At 69.6% G+C, this 14,275-nt stretch carries 13 protein-coding genes and 2 pseudogenes; 11 read left to right on the top strand and 4 right to left on the bottom strand.

The window, feature by feature from the left end:
• Positions 1–39 precede the first annotated feature (39 nt).
• Positions 40–714 (bottom strand): GntR family transcriptional regulator, encoded by a 675-nt coding sequence (locus B079_RS0111620; RefSeq protein ID WP_018545972.1) that lies wholly within the window; start codon positions 712–714, stop codon positions 40–42.
• A gap of 145 nt (positions 715–859) precedes the next feature.
• Between B079_RS0111620 and B079_RS0111615 the strand changes: the two genes are divergently transcribed.
• On the top strand, positions 860–2,311 hold the full coding sequence (locus B079_RS0111615) for an NCS1 family nucleobase:cation symporter-1 (RefSeq protein ID WP_018545971.1): 1,452 nt from the start codon (positions 860–862) through the stop codon (positions 2,309–2,311).
• A gap of 5 nt (positions 2,312–2,316) precedes the next feature.
• Complete coding sequence (locus B079_RS0111610) at positions 2,317–3,039, top strand: aspartate/glutamate racemase family protein (RefSeq protein WP_018545970.1); 723 nt, start codon at positions 2,317–2,319, stop codon at positions 3,037–3,039.
• Positions 3,040–3,074: 35 nt separating this feature from the next.
• Here B079_RS0111610 and B079_RS0111605 read toward each other — a convergent pair whose 3' ends face one another.
• Positions 3,075–4,634: an AMP-binding protein gene (locus tag B079_RS0111605; RefSeq protein ID WP_018545969.1), complete on the bottom strand. Its 1,560-nt coding sequence runs from the start codon at positions 4,632–4,634 to the stop codon at positions 3,075–3,077.
• 354 nt (positions 4,635–4,988) lie between these two features.
• On the opposite strand from B079_RS0111605, the gene B079_RS0111600 reads away from it, so the two are divergent.
• The 8 genes and pseudogenes from B079_RS0111600 (at position 4,989) to B079_RS34630 (ending at position 10,853) form a co-directional block, all read left to right on the top strand.
• Positions 4,989–5,453 (top strand): HIT family protein, encoded by a 465-nt coding sequence (locus B079_RS0111600; protein WP_026248591.1) that lies wholly within the window; start codon positions 4,989–4,991, stop codon positions 5,451–5,453.
• Positions 5,454–5,665: 212 nt separating this feature from the next.
• Positions 5,666–6,295, top strand: coding sequence for a DUF402 domain-containing protein (locus B079_RS31760; RefSeq protein WP_037801528.1), 630 nt, complete (start codon positions 5,666–5,668; stop codon positions 6,293–6,295).
• Between the two features lie 317 nt (positions 6,296–6,612).
• Positions 6,613–7,080 carry a hypothetical protein gene (locus B079_RS35805; RefSeq protein ID WP_234016780.1) on the top strand — a complete coding sequence of 156 codons (468 nt, stop codon included), beginning with the start codon at positions 6,613–6,615 and terminating at the stop codon, positions 7,078–7,080.
• A gap of 701 nt (positions 7,081–7,781) precedes the next feature.
• A complete protein-coding gene (locus B079_RS0111585; RefSeq protein WP_018545966.1) occupies positions 7,782–8,576 on the top strand; it encodes a class I SAM-dependent methyltransferase in 795 nt (264 codons plus the stop codon).
• An 85-nt stretch (positions 8,577–8,661) separates the two neighbouring features.
• Positions 8,662–8,794, top strand: a pseudogene (locus B079_RS34915) (IS5/IS1182 family transposase); the annotation flags it as partial.
• Between the two features lie 111 nt (positions 8,795–8,905).
• Positions 8,906–9,265 carry a DUF5959 family protein gene (locus tag B079_RS31750; protein WP_158684964.1) on the top strand — a complete coding sequence of 120 codons (360 nt, stop codon included), beginning with the start codon at positions 8,906–8,908 and terminating at the stop codon, positions 9,263–9,265.
• A gap of 10 nt (positions 9,266–9,275) precedes the next feature.
• Positions 9,276–10,319, top strand: a pseudogene (locus tag B079_RS31745) (MerR family transcriptional regulator); the annotation flags it as partial.
• Between the two features lie 33 nt (positions 10,320–10,352).
• Positions 10,353–10,853, top strand: coding sequence for a hypothetical protein (locus B079_RS34630; protein WP_086022372.1), 501 nt, complete (start codon positions 10,353–10,355; stop codon positions 10,851–10,853).
• A 49-nt stretch (positions 10,854–10,902) separates the two neighbouring features.
• Here the strand turns inward: B079_RS34630 and B079_RS0111570 are convergent, their stop codons facing one another.
• The gene (locus tag B079_RS0111570) at positions 10,903–11,430 is read right to left on the bottom strand and encodes a DinB family protein (protein ID WP_026248589.1); all 528 of its coding nucleotides are present in this window, start codon (positions 11,428–11,430) and stop codon (positions 10,903–10,905) included.
• Positions 11,431–11,543: 113 nt separating this feature from the next.
• Here B079_RS0111570 and B079_RS0111565 point away from each other — a divergent pair, with 113 nt between their 5' ends.
• Positions 11,544–12,017, top strand: coding sequence for a hypothetical protein (locus B079_RS0111565; protein WP_018545962.1), 474 nt, complete (start codon positions 11,544–11,546; stop codon positions 12,015–12,017).
• A 74-nt stretch (positions 12,018–12,091) separates the two neighbouring features.
• Here B079_RS0111565 and B079_RS0111560 read toward each other — a convergent pair whose 3' ends face one another.
• Positions 12,092–14,236: an OmpL47-type beta-barrel domain-containing protein gene (locus B079_RS0111560; protein WP_078495950.1), complete on the bottom strand. Its 2,145-nt coding sequence runs from the start codon at positions 14,234–14,236 to the stop codon at positions 12,092–12,094.
• Positions 14,237–14,275: the final 39 nt, after the last annotated feature.

Here is a 14,275-nt window from a genome sequence, read left to right as displayed (position 1 = left end):
ACCATGAGGGGGCTCGCACGCCGTCCCTCCGCCCGGAGGTCAGGCGGACGTTCCGCCGTCCTCGCCGAAGAGATGCCGCACGGTCGAGCGGTGGGTGGCGCGGACGTGGGCGAGGGCGTGCGCGCGGGCGCGTTCCGCGTCGCCGGAGGCGATGGCGCCGTACAACTCGCGGTGTTCGGTGAGGAGTTCGGACCATTTCGTGTTCCGGCGGGTGAGCCAGCGCAGTCGGCCGTCGACCGGTTCCATGACCGAGACGAGCAGGTTGTTGCCTGCCGTCGCCAGAATGCGGTCGTGGAAGCGGGTGTTGACGTCCGTGATCGTCTCGGCGTCGCCCGTTTCCGTCGCGGCGGCGGCCTCGTCGAGCAGCTGGCGCAGCTCCCCGAGATCCCGGTCCGTCGCCCGGGCGGCGGCCAGCCCGGTCGCGTACACCTCCAACGCCTCGCGGAGTTCGAAGAGTTCACGGACGTCGTCCCGCGTGAGGCGGCGTACGACGCTGCGGCGTGCCGACTCGAAGAGGACGAAGCCCTCGGCCACCAGGGCGCGGATCGCCTCCCGCACCGGCACCCGCGAGACACCGAACCGCTCCGCCAACTCCCGCTCCACCAGCCGGTCACCGGGACCGAGGCGCCCCGCGATGATGTCCTGACGCAGTGTCGCCAGGACGTGCTCGCGCACCGCGCCGAGGGATCCGTTCTTCGCCGTGCTGGGGCTCATGAGGTCATCTTCCTTGTCCGGCAACGCTTTTACGGAGCCGTAACGGCGGCGACATCCCTCCGAACGATCGACGACGGGACCATGACGGCCTGTTTGGTATACCAAACGATCGCCGCCCTCCGTCCCCCCGGTCCATGGAGGCCCCGTGTCCCTCGCCGACCACGCCGCAGCCGCCCCCGCGTACACCCCCGACCCGCGCCTGACCAACGAAGACCTCGCCCCCGCAGGACAGCGGAACTGGAAGGTCTTCGACCTCTTCGCCCTGTGGATGTCCGACGTCCACAACCTCGGCAACTACACCTTCGCCGCCGGTCTGCTGGTACTCGGCATGAACGTCTGGCAGGTCTTCACCTCCCTGCTGGTGGGCTTCGTGCTCATCTTCGTCGGCATGAACTGGATGGGCCGGATCGGTCAGCGCCACGGAGTGCCGTTCCCCGTGGTCAGCCGGATCGCCTTCGGTGTGTGGGGCGCGAACATACCGGCCCTCATCAGGGCGGTGATCGCCATCATGTGGTACGGCATCCAGACGTATCTGGCATCCGTCGCCGTGAACGTGATGCTGCTGGCTGCCTGGCCGGGGCTCGACGAGCTGACGCACCACTCCTTCCTCGGACTCGACGCGCTGGGCTGGATCTCGTTCCTCGCCCTCTGGGCGATCCAGGCGCTGATCATCAGCCGGGGCATGGAGTCCGTGCGCAGGTTCCAGGACTTCTGCGGCCCCGCGATCTGGCTGGTGATGATCGCGCTGGCGGTGTGGGTGCTGGCGAAGGCCCACTGGAGCATCTCGCTCACCTCCACCCCGCACCCCGTGTCCGTCGGCGAGCAGTGGCGGCAGTGGTTCGGCGCGATCGGCCTGATCCTCGCGACGTACGGCACCCTGATGCTCAACTTCTGCGACTTCTCCCGCTTCGCACCCGACTACCGCACGGTCCGGCGCGGCAACTTCTGGGGCCTGCCGGTGAATTCGACCGCGTTCGTGGTCGTCTCCGTGATCGTCACGGCCGGTTCGCTGAAGGTGTTCGGCAAGGCCGTCACGGACCCGGCCGAACTGGTCGCGAAGGTCGGCAACACCTGGGTCCTCGTGTGCGCCGCGCTGACCTTCGCCGTCGCCACCATGGGCGTCAACATCGTCGCCAACTTCGTGTCCCCGGCCTACGACCTGGCCAACGTCTGGCCGCAGCGGATCACCTTCAAGACCGGCGGCATGATCAGCACCGTCGCCGCCCTGGTCGTCACGCCGTGGAACCTCTTCTCCGACCCCACCGTGGTCAACTACTTCCTCGGCGGCCTCGGCGCGTTCCTCGGCCCGCTGTTCGGCGTGATCATGGTCGACTACTACGCCGTGAAGAAGGGCCGGGTGGACGTCGACGCCCTCTTCGACGCGGCCCCGGGCTCCCCGTACCACTACCGCAAGGGCGTCAACCCCAAGGCCCTGTACGCCTTTCTGCCCTCCGCGGCGGTCGCGGCGGTGCTCGCGCTGGTGAAGTCCTTCGACACCGTGGCCCCGTACTCGTGGTTCGTCGGCGCCGCGATGGCCGCGGGCCTGTACGCCATGCTGTGCCGGGGCGAACGAAGCGGGACCGTGGTGGAGGGCTGAGGAGCGTGCGGATCGTCCTCACCAACTGCAACACCACCACGGCCATGACGGAGGAGATCGTCGACGCGGCCCGCGCCGTGGCGGCTCCGGGCACGACGGTGACCGGACTGACTCCCGCCTGGGGCCCGGAGTCGGCGGAGGGCTGGCTCGACAGCCACCTCTCCGCAGCCGCCGTCCTGGACACGCTCCGCACGTACGACGGTCCGCCGTACGACGCGGTGGTGATGGCGGGCTTCGGTGAGCACGGACGCGAGGGCGTACGGGAGTTGGTGGACGTACCGGTCGTGGACATCACCGAGGCCGCCGCCCACCTGGCGTGCCTGCTCGGCCGGCGCTACGCCGTCGTGACCACGCTCGACCGGGCGCGCGGCCAGATCGAGGACAGCCTGGAGACGGCGGGAGTGGCCCGCAACTGTGCGGCGGTGATCGGCACCGGGCTCGGCGTCCTGGACCTGGCCGACGACCCGGAACGCACCGAGGCCGCGTTCCTGGCCGCCGCCGAACGGGCCGTCCGGTCGGGGGCGGAGGCGCTGGTCCTGGGCTGCGCCGGAATGGCCGGACTGCGGCGGGAGCTGGCCGACCGGCTCGGCCTGCCGGTGGTCGACGGTGTGGCGGCGGCGGTCAAGCTGGCCGAATCGCTCGTCACGCTGGATCTGACGACGAGCCGGGTGGGGGGTTATGCCAAGCCACTGGCCAAGCGGCGGACATGGGGCCGCCCCACACCCTGAGGCGCGGGGCGGCGGCTCGAACCGTGGTCCCGGTGTCAGACCGTGGGGGCCGTGGCGAGGCGGCGCAGCTCCTTCTTGTCCGGCTTGCCCACATCGGTCAGAGGCAGCTCGGACGGGAAGGTGATGCTCGCGGGCTCGTACATCGCGCCGCGCGCCGCCCGGACCATCGCGCGCAGCTCGTCCGCGCCGGTGGTGGCGCCGGGAGCGAGCAGGACGGCGGCGTGGACCTGTTCCATGCGGTCCGCGTCGCGGACGCCGAACACCGCGCTCTGGCGGACGTCCGGGTGGCTGTTGAGCAGGTCTTCCAGCTCGGTGGTGTACACATGGCCGCCCACCACGACGATCATGTCCTTGATGCGGTCCACGACGGTGAGATAGCCGTCGTCGTCGCGGAAGCCGATGTCACCGGTGTGCAGCCAGCCGTCCTTCAGGACCTCGGCGGTCAGCTCGGGCTGCTTCCAGTAGCCCTCCATCGCCATGGCGGAGCGGACACAGATCTCGCCGTGCTCGCCGTTGGGCAGGACGGTGCCGTTCTCGTCGCGGATCTCCACGTCGACGCCGGGCAGGATCCGCCCCGCTGTGCGCAGCCGCTCCGGGCGGTCCGGGTCGTGGTCGGCGGGGGAGAGGATGCTGATGATGCCGGCCTCGTTCTGGCCGTAGCCCTGCATCAGCACCGGACCCAGGCGCCGTACCGCCTCGGCGATCCGGGTGGGGGAGGCCTGGCAGCCGCCGTACACCACCTGGCGCAGCGAAGAGGTGTCGGTGTGCTCCATGTGGGGGTGATCCAGGAGCTGGTACAGAAGGGGAGGCAACAGCCACATGTGGGAGATGCGCTCGCGCTCGATGGTGTCGAGCACCTCGCCGGGCTCGAAGTCGTCGAGCAGGACGACGGTGCCGCCGGTCTCCAGCACCCCGTCGGCGAGCATGGCGGCGGCGTGCGCGATGGTGGTGACGATGAGCTGGCGGGGCGGGGTGCTGCCGTCGTCGTCCGGACGGGCGGTGCGCTGTTCCTGCACCTGCCGGTAGGTGGTGCAGATCCCCTTGGGGTGGCCGGTGGTGCCGCCGGTGTGCCGGATGGCGCAGATGGTGTCGGGCTCGGCCTGGCTGGGGAAGGGCTCGGGGGACTGGAGGGCGGCCAGCGCGAGGAGGTCCTGGGCGTCGGGCGCGTCCTGGTCGGTGCCGGACGGGCCGAGGGTGAGCACCGACTTCACGTCCACAACCGCGACGATCTCCTCCGCCCGCCGGGTCATCCGGGGGTCGACCACGAGCACCCGCGTCTCCACGTCCCGCACGATGGTGGCCTGCACGTCCGCCGCGAGCTTGTTGTAGAGGTGGTTGACCTGCGCGCCGATCAGATTCGCGGCGTACCGCAGCGCGATCGCCTCGGGCAGGTTGCCGCTGAGCAGGGTGACGGTCTGTCCCCGCTCGATTCCCTGCGCCTGGAGCGCCCACGCCATCCGGTGCACGAGGTCGTGGAACTCCCCGGCACCGATACGGCGACCGCCGTGCACGAGGGCTTCCCTGCCGGGATCGCTCCGCAGGCCGTCGAGGATGTCCTCCACATGGCTGCGGAATCGGGGGGCGGCGTCGGACATGTGCGGGACCTCCTGAACCGGCCCGTCGTCGCGACGCGCCGGTCTTCGTGACTGTTCTCTGTGGGGGGAGTGGCGGCCCTGACCTGCGGAAAGGTTGCTCAGGCCAACCAAGATCGACTTTATGTCGCGGGGGCGGGAGGTTGCCAACCGGGCGACGCGCCGACGTCGGTATTCGGCCCGGTGCGGGGAGACGGGAACGCGTCACGGGGCGTCGCGGGAACGGCTGTTCGTGACCGCTGCCGGGGGCGGGGTGCGGTCCGAGTGGCCGGAATTGTGCGATGAGGTGGGCTGGTTTCCGTGATCGGATGTGTGGCGTCGTGTGGTGACCGGCCGTTCGGAACCGAGGGAGTGCCCATGAGTGGAGTCGATGCCGCCGACAGCTGTCTGGCCTGTGCGCTCACGGCGGGGACGGCCCCCCTGCCCGGTGGCCAAGTGCTGCGCAGTGGAGGGTGGGTTGTCGAACACTGCGTCGGTCCGCTGGGGTTGGGGACGTTCGTGGTCAAGCCGCTTCGACACGTGCTGCACATCGCCGAGCTGACGGTGCCGGAATCCACTGAACTGGGCCCCCTGCTGCGACGCGTGAGCGCCGCCGTCACCGAGGTGACCGCTCCGGAACAGGTCTATGTGTGCCTGTGGTCGCACAGCGGCGGCGTGCCCGGGCACATCCACTTCGTCGTACAGCCCGTGGACCGCGCCACGATGACCCGGTTCAACGCCTCCGGCCCGGAACTGCAGTTGGCCATGGGCAAGGCGGGCTGCTTCCCGGACCCGGCGCGGGTGGAGCGGATCTGCGACCGCATGCGGGGACTCCTCGGCTGAACGCCTGCGGCGACCGGGTCGCCCGGTGGCGTCGCGGGCATGCTGTCTTCGAGGGCGGTTGGTGGGCACATTCGGATGAACGGCACCGATCCCATGCGGCTCCGGTTGCGTCATGGCTACTACGGCGGCGAAGGAGAAGCCTCTTGAGCAGCGCTTTCAGTGCTTTCAGTGCTTTCAGTGCTTTCAGCGCTTTTCGGCCCGGCCGGACGGTCGTGCGACGGGACGTACACCACGGCGGCGATGTACGGCACGTGTGGAGCGAACACGCGCTCCGCGTGCTCACCGACACCGGTGATGTCTTGGAGGCAGCCTGCGCCCCTGGAGCGGAGACTCGTTGGCCAGCTCTGTATGCCAAGTCCCTCGCGGAGGACGACCGTTCGAAGCGCACCGGGGCGTTCGACGCTCTGGCGGCGGGGACTTCGGAGCAGATGTCCGGCCGCTGGCGGGACACCGAGCTGCGCGCGTGGAAGCCGTCCACCGCCTGGTTCAGCGTCAACGCCTTCTACACCGGAACCGGCCTGCGGAACTGGTACGTGAACTTCGAACGCCCCATGCTCCGTACCCCCGACGGCTTCGACACCTTCGACCTCGCCGTGGACCTCCTCATCGCCCCCGATCTCGCTCACTGGCAGTGGAAGGACGAGGACGAATACGCCCACGCCCGCAGGCTCGGCCTCATCACCGACACCGACCATCGTGCCGTCGATGCGGCGCGCGGCGAGGTCCTGGCGATGCTCGGGGGGCGGGCGGGGCCGTTCGCGGATGCGGGGGCGTGGTCGACGTGGCGGTGGAACGGGACTTGGGCGACTCCGCGCCTGCCGCGTCGGGCGGAGGCGGGGTGAGTAGGGGGGGAACCGTGGGTACGAAATCCTGGTGGAACCGGACCGAAAACCGGGTGCTGGAGGCCGTCCTCGGCCTGACCACTTTGCTCGTCGGCACCTGGTCCACAGCTGCCACTACAAGAATGTCACCGACGACGATGGCAGCCACATCTCCGCCGGTGAAGTCCGCAAAGCGCCCTGGGTCGCGATCACACCGGTGGTCCACGCCATCCGCGTGCTGGAACGCATCGTCCCCAAGGGCGAACTTCTCCTCAGCGTCGCCCACCGTGCCTTCCGCTCCCGCCACAGCTCCACCGGCGTGGCGCATCGAGTCCTTCGTGAACTGGGTGAACCACGAGGCCGAAGCTCAAGGCCTTTCCGGCGAGACCATCCCTGACGATCCCCACGGCGCGATCGGCCTGAGCCGGTTCAGAAGGTCCCTGGCCTGGCATATCGCCCGGGGCCCCGGAGGACTGATCGCGCTCGCCATCCAGTACGGCCACATGCGCACCGTCCTGGATGCCCGCACCTCCAGCGGCTACGGCTCTCGCGGGCGCCGCGGCATCCACGCCGTCCTCGACGTCGAAACGGCCCTCGCCGCCGCCGACACCGCAGCCCGGCTGCGTGACCGCGTCGCCGCCGGAGAGAACATCTCCGGGGCCGCCGCCCGCCGTGCCCTGACCGTCGCCGCCCACGCCCCCCCGCTTCGAGGGCCGCGTCGTCCCCCGCACCTTCGCCAGGAAAGCCAGCGCCTTTCTCGCCCCGCGACGGCATCGTGCTCTACGACAACCCCGACGCGTTCCTGATCTGCGCCTTCAAGCACGACAACGCGCTCTGCGGACCAGAACCCGGCGCGACCGCCCCACGGCAGTACGACTGCCGACCCGGCTGCGGCAACACCGTCCGCACCGACGCCCACGCCCGACAATTCCGCGAACGCGCCGACCAACTCGACCAGTTCGCCGCCCACGCCCCTGGCCCGGTCACCCTGCCGAGGCTCTCATGTGGACCAGCAGCACCGGGACGAGCGCGTCCGCATCCGCGAGGCGATGGATCGACTACTGACCGGACAGGCCACCGCTTCCGGTAGGCAAGCAGAACACGCACCTGCACCGGACAACGTCGTTCCGTTCCGCTCGCCGAAGGCTTGAACCCGTCCGGCTCCCAGGGCCGTCAGTGCGCGTGACTGCGGGAGCCGCTTCGAAGTGACAGCGGGAGTGAGCGGCGCGGCGGCCAGAGAGGCGCAATCAGTTTGGATGGCTGTGCCTAAAGCGCTCCGCAGTGAACGCGCGCTTGCCAACCGCGGTCCCCATCGTGGCCGAGGGGGCGTCGGTGGAGTGGGGACCTGCGTCGGTGCGGCGTGTCGGGGTTTCCCGCGAAATCCGGTGGAGTCTCAGCGGCCGGAAGTGGTTGGGTCCTGCTCAATGCCTCGCTGACACGGCCCGGCACAGTGCGAGGCGCAAGGTCCGAAATCGCAGGCGCGGTCTAGCCCGCGTGTCGTCGAGTGATGGAGGTTATCGCGGTGGCTGGTTATGGGGCGCTTTCCGACGTATACGAGTGGCTGATCGGGGACGACAGGCTGACCCCCGCCCAGGCAGCCGCGGTTTACTACAGCGATGTCGTGGGCTCTCTGCCGCCCAACGCGCGCGTCCTCGACTGCGCGTGTGGAACCGGCCAGCTCGCCGTCGGTCTCGCGAGTCTTGGCCTTGACGTGGTCGCCGCAGACGCCAGCAATGGGATGGTTCGCCGGACCGAGAAAGCCGCCGACGAGCAGGGTGTCTCGCTTCGAGCCCTCCGCGCGAGCTGGGACGAGCTGCCCGACCACCTGGAGGACTCCACGTTCGATCTGGTGTTCTGCGTCGGCAACTCGCTCGGGCATGCTGAGGGCGCAGCCGGGCGCCTGACCGCACTGGAAGCGATGTCGCGGCTGCTGCATCCGGGCGGACGCCTCGTGCTCACGTCACGCAACTGGGAGCTCGTGCGCTCCGCCGGTTCACGGGTAGACGTCCGCGATCGACTCATCCGCCGCAACGACCGCGATGCGGTCGTCAGTTACTACTGGCAGATCGAGCAGCGCTGGGAGCAGGAACACTTCCTCGAGATCGTGGTCGCCCAGATCGAGCCGGATGGGGCAGTGCGAGCCTGCTCGGAGCGGTTGTCCATCTGGCCCTACCGATACGAGGACCTCGTGGCGCAGTTGCGGAGTGTCGGGCTCACGGTGCAGTCCACCACCTTCGACCCCGAGAGCGATGGATACCTGGTGGTCGCCAGCCGCGACCAGGCGCGAGGCACGGCGCGCTGATCCGCCTTTCGTCGTTGTCGTTGCCGACCTGCCGGTTCGCGACCGCCTGCAGCGGGTTCTTCACGAAGTGTTCAGCGCTTGAAGCGGTCGCTGGGAGGTGCTTTCCGCAGGTCAGCAGGCTGTCAACCGCTCGCATGCGCAAGCTGCGATGTTCCACGACTCGCATCACCAGCCTGGTTCAGGCCGTCCTCACCCTGCATCTGACCTGCTCAAACTGAGGTTGGAAACAGCTCAGTGAGACAACCGCGTTCATGGCGAGCTGAACTGCCAGCCCGGTGACCTGCTCACCGTCCACGAGGCGGCCGACTCCGACAGCAGAGAAGAGGAACGTGGTGGAGCTGATCCATCTCTCGGACGGCGATAACAGCTTCCGGATACATGTGCGGGGACGCCATATGCCGGGAGTGCTGCCGTTGCACGACCTGCTCGACACCGAGGTGGTCATCGACAGCGGCTTCGTCAGCGGACGGCTGCACCTGACCCTGCGCCCCGATGACCTGGACGCCTGGTCAGGTGCCCTGGACGTGCTTGCCACGGGCGGTGACGCCAGCTGGATGGATGATCGCCGGGCGCCTACGTGTGGCGACGCTGAACCGCGACCAGCCGACCTTCCGGATGGGCACACCACCCCGTCCGCGTTGACCTTCGAGTTGCTTGAAGCCTCACGATGTCCACGTGCCCAACCCTGACCCGAACCTGATGCCGATCGGGGTCTTCGCCCGCCGATGCGGCCTGACCCCCAGCGCCCTGCGCTTCTACGCCGACTCGGGGCTGCTGCGTCCCGCCGAAGTGGACCCCGTCTCCGGCTACCGCTACTACGGGGCCGACCAGCTGCCCCACGCGGCCGGACTGCGCCGACTGCGTGAGATCGCCATGCCCCTCACCACGGTGGAGGAGGTCCTGGCGGCCGAGCCGGAGACGGCGTGGAGGCTGATCGACGAGCACGTGGCCAAGGTCGTCGAAGACGCGGAAGCCACCCGACGCAAGGCCGCGCTGATCAAGTCGTCGCTCGGCGACACGCCGGGCCTGCCCCTCGCCACGCTCAAGGGGCCCGTCCTCGCCGACGCGATCGAACAGGTCCTGACCGCGACCGTACGCGAGCCGGGGCTGCCGGTGCTCGGGGGCCTGCACCTGGAGGCGACCGCCGAAGCGATCACGCTCACCGCGACCGACCGGTACCGCCTCTCGACCCGCACCGTCGCCCCCGCCGAGCCGCCGCCCACGGCCTGGGCCGCCACGGTCGACGGCGACGAACTCCGCTCCGCGACCACCGCGCTGCGCCGCAGCCCCCGGGTACGGCTCGACGCCACACCGCACGGCATCCGGCTGCGCCTGCCAGGCCGGGAGGACCTGCACTGCCGCCTGCTCCCGGAGGAGTTTCCCGACCACCGCTCGATGCTCGCGTCGCTGCCCGAGGTCACCACACGGGTGACGATCGCGAAGGACGTATTCCTGAGGGCGCTGGAAGAACTCCCGGGTGAGCACGTGACCCTGCGAATGTCCGGCCAGGGCGTACGGGTCCTGGCCCCCGACGGCTCCCCGCTCGACCTGACGGCAGCCGTGGACGGCAGCGATCTCCGGATCTCCTTCGAGCTGACCACCCTCTACCCGGCCGTCAGCACCGCCATCGGCCCCGACGTGATGCTCGACCTGCGGGGCCCGGACCAGCCGGTCACGATCCGCTCGGCGGACCGCGGTGACCTGACGACGGTGGCGATGCCCGTCAAGCCCGACCACTCCGCCGGAGACCAGAAGACCAGAAGAGACGAGGACCCCATGCCCGCCCCCGACCCGACCATGGACGCCATCGGCGCGGCCGTCACCGAAGGCCGTACCGGCGACCCCGCCTCCGCCCGCCGAGAACTCCTGGAGATCTGGTCCGCGACCGGCCCCACCGGCGACCCACTGCACCGCTGCACCCTCGCCCACTACCTGGCCGACCTCTACGACGACCCGGCCCAGGCCCTGGCCTGGGACATCCGCGCCCTGGACGCGGCCGACGCCCTGACCGACCAACGCGTCCAGCACCACCACGCCACCCTCCACGTCGCCGGCTTCTACCCCTCCCTCCACCTCAACCTGGCCGACAACTACCGCCGCCTCGGCTCCTTCACCGCCGCCACCGCACACATCGACGCCGCCCGCGCCCACACCCCGCACCTTCCCCAGGACGCATACGGCGCCGTTTTGTGCACAGCCATCGACGAGGTGGCCGAGGCCATCACCCGACGGAACACCGGCAAGCGAGCCTCCTCGCCAGGCCCGAGCACGGGCTGAGACGAGGAGTCCGGGACGCGCGCGGTACTTCCGTCCGCGCAAGCCCTTCTCAGGCGCCGGTGACCCCGTCGATCTGCTCGCGGATCAGGTCGGCATGACCGTTGTGACGTGCGTACTCCTCGATCATGTGCACCATGATCCAGCGCAGGGAGACTTCCCGGTCGCCGACGTGGCCTGCTTCCTGTTCGGACAGGTGACCCGAGTCGTCCAGTGATGCTTCGGCGATCAGCTCACGGCCTCGGGCGACCTCCGCCTGCCAGGTGGCCATCGCCTCGTCGAGTCCTCGTTCCGGGTGCAGGGCGAAGCCGTCGGCGTTGTCCTCCCCGAAGACCAGGGGCATCTTCTGACGGGCGAAAACGCGCTGGAACCAGTTGCGTTCGACCTCGGCCATGTGCTGGACGAGACCGAGGAGTGTCATCGACGAGGGGGACGCTGCGGCGAGGCGTAACTGATCGTCCTTGAGGCCCGAACACTTGAGGGCGAGAGTCGCACGGTGAAAGTCGAGCCATGCCTCCAGCATGGCGCGCTCGTCGGCGTGCGCGGGTGGGACGGGCCGGCCGTCCGGTGTCGTATTCATGGGCACAGCCTGGCAGCCGCAGCCGGGGCCGACGACCGTCTTCGCTGGTGACGAACACGCGTATCAGTCGTCTCCTGCCGCGAGTTCGTACACTCCGGTCACAGGGAGGTGCGGTGGAGGTCACGGTGCAATGGGTCAAGACGTCCTGGACGAAGGAGTCCCGGGGCGGAGAGGCCGCTGCCCTCAGGAACGCGGCACCTGTTGGGTTCGCCGTACCGGAACTGCCGTCCAGGTACGCCCACTTCGTGGAGATGTCCGAGAGAGGCGGGTTCGAGCCGCGGTCGGGGGAGAAGCCGCTGCGTGAGGTCGGAGTCAGTCTGCGGAACGAGGGGGACCGGCTTCGGGTGCTGGCGAGGGTGGAGCCGATGTTCGGGGTGCCGCCCCGGCAACGGAGGCCGCCGGCGGTGCGGTTGCTGCCCGGGCAGTGGGTGCGGTGGCAGCTGAACTACCGGTTCAGCAGTGCGCTGGGGATCCGGGGCTGGTCCTACTGGCTCGACACGTTCAACATCGCCTACGGGCCCGTCGGGCCGGACGTTTTCCTGGCGGAGCCCACCGTGCTGGTCGACGAGCGCGGGCCGGTTCGGTAGGAGGAAGGGGCAGCAGTGAGCCCCCACCGCGCCAACGGTGAGGGCTCACGCGAGATGGCCTCCGATCGGTTCCGCTACAGCTCCTTGATCCGGATGTCCCGGTACGAGATCACATCCGACGTGCTGTGCACCTGGAGCCCGATGTAGCCCGTCGCGTAGCGGCGACCGTCGGTGCCCGGGTCACCCGCGCGCGGCGGGGTGAAGACCTGGCCGCCGACGTTGTCGAACTCGTTGATGACGACGCCGTTGCGCAGGATCGTGAAGTGCTGGCCCTCGGCGCGGATCTCGTAGTCGTTCCAGGTGCCCTTGGGGGTGACGCCCGCGCCGCCGAGGCCCACGCGGTCGAAGCCGTAGACCGAGCCGGTCTTGTACATGTCGCCGGTGGGGGAGTCGAGGATCTGGATCTCGTGGCCGTAGTTGATGGCGACCCACTCGGGGAGGGACTCCTCGGGGTGGTTGTGGACGTTGGGGAAGCGGATGAAGACACCGCCGTTGGCGTTGCCCGTGCCCGGTGCGTCGTCGCGGAAGCGGAGCTTGAGCGAGAAGTCGCCGTACTTGCGCTCCGGGAACCACAGCATGCCCATGCCCTGCACGGTCGTGCTGCTGGTGATCGCGCCGTCGCCGGTCAGGGTGAACTGCCCGCCGCCGACCTGCTCCCACTTGGACAGGGACGCCTCCGTGCCGTCGAACAGGTCGCGGTACCCGGTCGTCTGGCCCGGCTTGCCGATCTTCGACTGCTTGGCGGCCTTGGTGATCTTGTTGAACTCGCGCTGGTCGATGACGTTGTCCGCCAGGAGCCCGTCGAGCACGCCGTCGACGTGCTTGAGGAACAGGGCCTGCGACGACCAGTCCTTCTCGTCCTCGATCAGCTCGTTGATCGTGCACCGGCTGCGGGTCAGCCGGTTCGGCACACCCGAGTCGACGGTGCCCACGATGACCGTCAGCCGCTCGTCGTACTCGGGGCAGGCGGGCGCCGGAACGCCGCCGCCCTGCGCGACCGTGAAGGTGACTTCCTTGGCCGCCGAGGTGTTGCCCGCCTTGTCCGTCGCCCGGTAGGCGAGCGTGTGGAAGCCGAGCCGGTCCACGATCACGGCGCCCGAGTACTCCAGGTACGGGCCCCCGTCGAGCGAGTACTCGATACGGGCCACCCCGGACGCGGAGTCCGAGGCGGTGACGGTCACCTTGGCGCTCGTGACGTACGCGCCGTTGGAATTCCTGGTCCCGCTCAGCGTCGCGGAGGTCTCGGGCGCCGTCGTGTCCTGCGCGGGCGGCGCCACGACCGTGAAGGTCACGGACTTCGCCGCCGCCGCGTTGCCCGCCTTGTCGGCCGCCCGGTAGCGCACGGTGTGCGTGCCCACCTCGTGCACCATCACCGGCGCGGTGTACGGCTGCCAGGCACCGTCCGCACCGAGCGCGTACTCGATGGTGTTGACGCCCGAGCCGGTGTCCGATGCGGTCACCGTGACCGTTGCCATCGTGAGGTAGTTCCCGTCGGCGTCCTTCTCGCCGCTCACCGTCGCGGAGGTCTCCGGCGCGGTGGTGTCGTCCGTCGGCGGGGCGACCACGGAGAAGGTCACGGTCTTCTCGGCCGCGACGTTGCCCGCCTGGTCGGTGGCGCGGTAGCGCAGGGTGTGGGTGCCGACCTGGTCGACGACGACCGGCGCGGTGTACGCCTGCCACGGGCCGTCCTCGCCGAGCGCGTACTCGATCGACTTCACGCCGGACGCGTCGTCGGAGGCGGACACCGTCACCGTGGCCGAGCCGACGTAGGCGCCGTCGGCGTTCTGCTGCCCCTCGACCTTCGCGGAGGCCGTCGGCGCCGTGGTGTCGTCGCCGCCGGGCTCGGTCACCGTCAGGATGCCCTGCATCTGGCCGTGGCCGGGGATGCTGCAGAAGTAGCGGTAGCGGCCGGGCGTCAGCGTCACGTCGACGCTGTGCTTGCCGCCGCTGTCGTCGCCGGGATTGGCGAGGATGTTCACCGGTACGTCGTGGTTGTACTCGGGGTCCGACACGTCGAAGGTCAGCGTGTGCGGCATGCCGATGTCGTTGCCGGTCGCGGTGCTGTTCTCGAAGACGAGGGTCGCGGGGCCCGCCACCGCCGTCGTCGGGAAGCTGGCGTACTGGTCCGTGCGGGAACTCGCCGTCCAGGTCAGCACCTGGGCCGCCGCCGCGCGGTCGCGGTCACGCCCGTACGCCGTCGTCGAGGTGAGCCCCAGCATCAGCAGCAGCGCGCCCACCAGCGCGGTGTACAGGCGGAG

Source organism: Streptomyces sp. LaPpAH-108 (genome assembly GCF_000373625.1).
Classification (GTDB): domain Bacteria; phylum Actinomycetota; class Actinomycetes; order Streptomycetales; family Streptomycetaceae; genus Streptomyces.
Note: the sequence above shows the minus strand (reverse complement) of the source record. Positions and strands in the feature narration are given on the sequence as shown.